Origin of the sequence: Coleofasciculus sp. FACHB-712 (assembly GCF_014695635.1) — a bacterium.
Classification (GTDB): domain Bacteria; phylum Cyanobacteriota; class Cyanobacteriia; order Cyanobacteriales; family FACHB-T130; genus FACHB-T130.
Genome location: NZ_JACJOQ010000155.1, coordinates 1 through 3,621, shown reverse-complemented (window position 1 = coordinate 3,621; position 3,621 = coordinate 1). Strand labels below are relative to the sequence as shown.

The window sequence follows — 3,621 nt, the reverse complement described above, 5'->3', positions numbered from 1 at the left end:
ATTTTCTTGCCGTATTTCTGCTTGATGGGCCAAAGCAACATACGCGCTTTGTCGAGGTTGGCATTGTCAGGCCAACTGTTGAGGGGTTCAAACCGCTGGCTACCCGAACCCGCGCCGCCACGACCGTCGCCAATACGATACGTGCCGGCGCTGTGCCAAGCCATCCGAATGAAGAGCGGCCCATAATGGCCGTAGTCGGCTGGCCACCAGTCCTGGGAGGTGGTCATCAGCTCATAGATATCTGCCCTCAAGGCAGCTAAGTCAAGACTCTTGAACTCCTCAGCATAGTTGAACGCCTCACCCATAGGATTGGCCTGGAGTGTGTGCTGATGGAGGATGCTCAGATTCAAATAATTCGGCCACCAGTCTCGGTGCGACGGCCTATGACGAGGCTGAGATTTCTGACCGCCGCCCGTAAACGGGCATCCGCTTCCGCTGCTCATACTATTTTCCTATCAAGATGTGTGGGTCGATTTTTTGATGTACTGCGGGTATTGCCAACAAATAGCACATAGTAATTACTGGAATAATCGATGAACAAATAATCGAAGAGAAATATAATCAACGTTATGATTTGAAACAATGAATTTGTGATTTGCAACAATTAGTTAATTACCAATAAACCAAGAGTGCGATCGCGTTAGCGAAGTGGGATGTAGTCCCGCGCTGCTGCATTCGCCCTACAGCTTTCCCTTGCATCCTACGGCAGGCGTTACCGAAGCGTCGCGCAGATCGCAACTCTATTAGGTTTGTTAAGTTACTACCACAGTGTACTCATTGCGATCGCACTGATTGTTCATTATGGAATTGGATCAAACTTTGCCGTAGGTTGAGTTTCCTTCTGTCAACCCAACCTACGGCAAAGGGCGATCGCACTAGACGGACAAGAGTGTCAGTTATGATGCAAGTATTGCCTGCCACAGAGGAATATCTACCGTTACGATTAGTTGACGCCTAGATAAAGTGGAGCTAAGCGCTATGAAAGATACTGCCCAGATTACGGGTTTTCATGCTCATATCTACTTCGATACTTCCAGTCGTGATGCGGCGGCGCGTGTACGTGAAGGATTGGGCGCGTCTTTTGAAGTGCAACTCGGACGTTGGCATGATAAACCGATTGGTCCACACCCAAAGGCGATGTATCAAGTTGCATTCTTACCAGAGCAATTTGGTAAGGTTGTCCCCTGGTTAATGCTCAATCGTGAGGGATTGGATATTCTCGTCCACCCCTCAACAGGCGATGATGTGGGAGACCACACCGATCGTTCTCTGTGGTTGGGAGAGAAGCTAGAGCTGAATATCGAGATCCTAAGGGCGATTGGAATCAGCTAATAATTAGACAGCTAGTGGCGATCGCAGTTGTCTATCGCCTCTAATAAGGGTGTTATGAGGCGATCTCACTCCCATTCACAAAGTGAAGGCTAGCCCCCTTTTCACACCTCTCGCCCAGTTCGGTACCTAAACTGAGAGCGATCGCTCAGCATCTGATCGTGTACCAGAAGTTGGTTTCCGTAGGCAATTAGCTTGCTTCATTTGTGAGTTGTGACGGTACACTAAGCTATCTATTTTGTCTTCGAGCGACAGTAACTCCTCATAATATTCCTGGGTTTCATCCGGTCAATAATTGATTCTTTGCAACGTGCGATCGCTTCTACTAAAAAGGTACGCAGCTCAGCCGTTCGTAACAAACTTTCAAAAAATAGCTGTAGTGCCAGTAAATCTGGGAATACTTATATAGATTACCGAAAGGTACTAGGGAACCTGAAATTCATCCAAAATTAGGAGTTCCGCTCCCTCACCTAAAACTATTTGTCATCGCAGCAAGGAAACTTCCATCAAGATGAGTAAAATTACGCTTTCAGAGCGCGTCCGCTACGGGTTCGATAATTTCATGGCTAGAGGTACTGTTGCTCTGATTGGCGGATTAGCCTTGACCTCTCTAGCCTTTATCTTTTTAATGGGGTTCTTGGTCAGCATCACCGGAGTTGCGCCGGAAGGAAGCGATCGCCTTCATCCTCTAGAAGCGATTTGGAGCGTTTTCATGCGGACTCTAGACTCAGGCGCAATGGGCGGCGATACAGGCTGGCTATTTCGGTTTGCGATGCTCTTTGTCACCTTTGGCGGTATCTTCATCATCAGTACCCTAATCGGCATTCTCAGTAGCGGCATTGATACGAAGCTAGAAGACTTACGGAAAGGACGTTCCCGTGTCGTTGAAACCGATCACATTGTAATTTTGGGTTGGTCGCTGCAAGTATTTACCCTCATCTCAGAACTCACCCTTGCTAATGCCAATCGACCCGGTACTTGCATTGTCATTCTCAGTGAAGAGGACAAAGTACAGATGGAAGATACCCTTTCTAATATCTTGGGTAAACGTTCTAAAATTCGCTTAGTTTGTCGCACGGGTAGTCCCAGCAATATTACTGACTTAGGGATGGTGAATGTCCAAACGGCACGCTCAATCGTGATTCTAAGCTCATCCAATGCCCATGCTGATATTCAACTCATAAAAACTCTGCTGGCAATTACCAGTATTCCGCGCAGCGTATCCCAGCCTTATCACATCGTTGCTCAAGTTCAAGACCCCAAGAGTTCCGACGTTGTTAGTCTAATCGGACGCAACGACATAGAGGTTTTACTGACTAACGATCTCATCTCGCGGATCGTCGTGCAAACCTGTCGTCAATCAGGCTTATCAACGGTTTACATGGAGCTACTTGACTTTAGTGGGAATGAAATTTATATCAAAGCAGAACCAACTTTACAAGGAAAGACTTACGGCGATGCGCTTTTAGCCTACAACGATTCTGCGGTACTGGGAATTAAACACGCTGATGGGACGATCCAGCTTAATCCACCGATCGACAGGTCGTTACAACCCAACGAACAACTTGTTTTGATTAGCGAAGATGACAGTACCATTCATCTGTCTCAACTATCTAATATCCCTATCGATCGTCAAGCGATTCAAGTTAAAGAGAAAAATGCGATCGCCGCCGCAGAAAACACTTTAATTTTGGGATGGAATAACCGCATTTCTACCATTATTCAACTACTCGATCGTTACGTTGCCCCCGGCTCCACCGTTACAGTCGTTGCTGAGTTTCCAGAGGCTGAGGTCGTATCTGCTGAATCGCTCAACTTACAACAACAGACTGTGCGATATTCTCAGGGAAATCCTACCGAGCGTCAGGTATTAGAAAGCCTCGATTTAACTAAATACAACCATGTTCTCGTACTCTGCAATACTGACTTAGAACCAGAGCAAGCGGATGCTCAAATCTTGATTACATTGCTTTATCTGCGGGATATTGCCGATCGCTATAAGTGCAATTTTCAGGTTGTCACGGAAATTTTAGATTTGCGAAATCAAGCCTTGGCACAAGTGGCTCGCCCGGATGATTTTGTCATCAGCGAGCAAATTGTTAGTCGGCTGCTGGCTCAAGTTTCCGAACAGAAAAGCCTCAATGCTGTGTTTGCCGATCTCTTTAGTCCTGAAGGCTCAGAAATTTATCTTAAGCCTGTCGGTGAGTATGTTGCGCTCGATCATCCCGTTAATTTTTACACAGTTGTTGAAGCCGCCAAGCAACGTGGTGAATCGGCAATTGGCTATCGTTG

At 46.7% G+C, this 3,621-nt stretch carries 3 protein-coding genes; 2 read left to right on the top strand and 1 reads right to left on the bottom strand.

Annotated features, from left to right (window positions below; genetic code table 11):
- The coding region (locus H6F50_RS04160) for a peroxidase family protein (protein ID WP_347277133.1) at positions 1-443 on the bottom strand (443 nt) is incomplete at its 3' end.
- Between the two features lie 535 nt (positions 444-978).
- Here H6F50_RS04160 and H6F50_RS04155 point away from each other — a divergent pair.
- Together H6F50_RS04155 and H6F50_RS04150 are read left to right on the top strand one after the other, a co-directional pair.
- On the top strand, positions 979-1,332 hold the full coding sequence (locus H6F50_RS04155; protein WP_190426645.1) for a DOPA 4,5-dioxygenase family protein: 354 nt from the start codon (positions 979-981) through the stop codon (positions 1,330-1,332).
- A 508-nt stretch (positions 1,333-1,840) separates the two neighbouring features.
- On the top strand, positions 1,841-3,621 hold a 1,781-nt coding region (locus H6F50_RS04150), incomplete at its 3' end, for a potassium transporter TrkA (protein WP_190426643.1).

What these genes read in the sequence shown, in the direction of transcription:
- H6F50_RS04155 (WP_190426645.1), top strand. Translation starts at nt 979, where the DNA reads ATGAAAGATACTGCCCAGATTACGGGTTTTCATGCTCATATCTACTTC.